The organism is Agromyces binzhouensis (assembly GCF_004135055.1).
In the GTDB taxonomy this organism is placed as follows: Bacteria; Actinomycetota; Actinomycetes; order Actinomycetales; family Microbacteriaceae; genus Agromyces; species Agromyces binzhouensis.
Genome location: NZ_SDPL01000507.1, coordinates 1 through 1884, shown reverse-complemented (window position 1 = coordinate 1884; position 1884 = coordinate 1). Strand labels below are relative to the sequence as shown.

Sequence of the window (1884 nt, the reverse complement as noted above, 5' to 3'; positions counted from 1 at the left end):
GACGACGGCGAGCGCGAGCGCGCATGCGACGGCGAGGGCGCAGTCGGCGAGCAGCGACCCGCTGAGGGCATCGGACGCGCTCGACGCCACGACGTCGAGGGCCGTGATGCCGACGGCCGAGGCCGCAGCGACGACCGGCACGGCCGCGACGTCTCCGTGGTGCGAGTCGGTCGGACCGCCGGCCCCCGTCGGGTGCCCGCCCGAGGTGTGCCCTCCTCCGGCGACGGGCACCTGGGCGGCCTGCGACGCGGGGCCGTGGACCCCGTGCGCGGAGCCGACGTCGTGCATCGCGACGAGCCCGAGGGCGAGCGCTCCCATCAGGAGTGCGCCGAGCAGGGCCGATCGGACGGACCTGCGTCCGGGCTGCGAGACGCTGCGGAATCGACGCACCAGCACCTCCCCGATCGCTCCGGCAGTACCCCCTGAGCGTACGTCACGGGACCGTTCGCGAGGCTGGGGCGCCGCTCAGAACACCTCGGGCAACGTCGACCGGTCGAAGCTGAACACGCCCGAGAGGTCGATGCCGCGCACGGTCCCCTCCCCGTAGTACGCGATGCCCCACTCGTCGATGAACGACCCGTCGGCGAACGTGCACGGCGCCACCACGGGATCGTCGGGGTCGTCGGCCGAAGTGAGTCCCCCGCCGTCGGCGCTCGGGCCGAAGCTCGTCGTGCCCCCGAGGGACGAGCAGAGCGCGGATGCCGGGTTTCCGGGCGGGTCGTCGGGGATCTCGGCCCGCGACAGGTAGGCGAGCGCGGCGAGCGTCGGCTCGTCCGACGAGATCGTGACGAGGTCGACGTAGATCCTCGAGTCGGCCTCGTCGTCGAGCGTCTGGAACCGGCAGACCGCGACCGGGTCGCCGAGCGGGACCCAGTCCTCCTCGGCGAGGTTCGTCCGCCAGGCGGGCTGGCGCTGCTGCACCTCGCCGCCCTTCTGCTCGCAGTACGTGGCGGCCTCGGCCATGTCGGCGGCGGATGTCGCGGGGTCGCTCGCCGCCGGAGGCGCCGCGGGTTCCGAGCATGCCGCCAGCCCGAGGCTCGCTCCGGCGAGCAGGCCGACGCCGACCATCCGTCTGATCCGTCCCATGCGCACCTCGTTCCCCGTTCGCGTGCGTGCCGACCCGCACCAGACTAGACGGCGCGATCGACGGATCCGCTCGGCAGCGTGGTGAACGAGGGCGAACGGACGGGGCCTCGACGTGGAGCGGATGACGGGGTTCGAACCCGCGACCTTCACCTTGGCAAGGTGACGCGCTACCAGCTGCGCTACATCCGCGTGGGGCGGCTCCGCCGCTCCGGTGCCGCACTTGCGCCCGGCTGGTCGAGCCTACAGGACCCGGGAGTCCGCCGCTGACCAACGCGTCAGTCGCCTGAACCCGGCGGAAGGCCCGTGCCCTCGCCCGCCGCGCGCTCTCCGGCCGCGCGCTCGAATGCGCGCTCCCACTCCCGCAGCTCCTCGCGCCCGCCGATGAGGCCGTCGAGCGACACCTGGAAGTGCAGGCCGCGTCGGGCGTTGACCTGCTTGATGTTCTGCACGAGCTCGTCCGAGACCGCGACGACCGCGTCGCGCACCTCCCTCACGCGCTCGTCGGGGTCGTCCCAGAGGTGCCGGTGGGTGAGGATGTCGAGCAGGTAGTCGCGGTCGAGCGCCGCGGTGAGCTTGCGGAGCTTGTCGTCGTACTCGATGGCGGCGATCCCGCGCTGCCCGCCGCCCGCGCGGTCGAGCCTCACGAACAGCTCCTCGACGTTGACGGCGATCCTCGCGACGTCGTCCGCGGTCTGCGCCGCGCCGGCGTTGCCGCGCGCACCGACCTGCGCGTACTCGGCGGCGAGCGACCTCAGCGTCGCCACGTGCCGCCGGATCGGATCGGGCAGCCGCCCGCCG

Annotated in this window: 3 protein-coding genes and 1 tRNA gene; all 4 read right to left on the bottom strand. The window is 73.6% G+C overall.

What is annotated here, in order from left to right; genetic code table 11:
• A partial coding sequence (locus tag ESO86_RS16200; RefSeq protein WP_422836508.1) for a hypothetical protein occupies positions 1-390 on the bottom strand: 390 nt, incomplete at its 3' end.
• 75 nt (positions 391-465) lie between these two features.
• Positions 466-1086 carry a DUF333 domain-containing protein gene (locus ESO86_RS16195; RefSeq protein WP_129235870.1) on the bottom strand — a complete coding sequence of 207 codons (621 nt, stop codon included), beginning with the start codon at positions 1084-1086 and terminating at the stop codon, positions 466-468.
• Positions 1087-1199: 113 nt separating this feature from the next.
• A tRNA-Gly gene (locus tag ESO86_RS16190) sits at positions 1200-1275 on the bottom strand.
• A gap of 86 nt (positions 1276-1361) precedes the next feature.
• Positions 1362-1884, bottom strand: a 523-nt coding sequence (locus tag ESO86_RS19295) for a hypothetical protein (RefSeq protein ID WP_207207192.1), incomplete at its 5' end; no start/stop codon positions are given.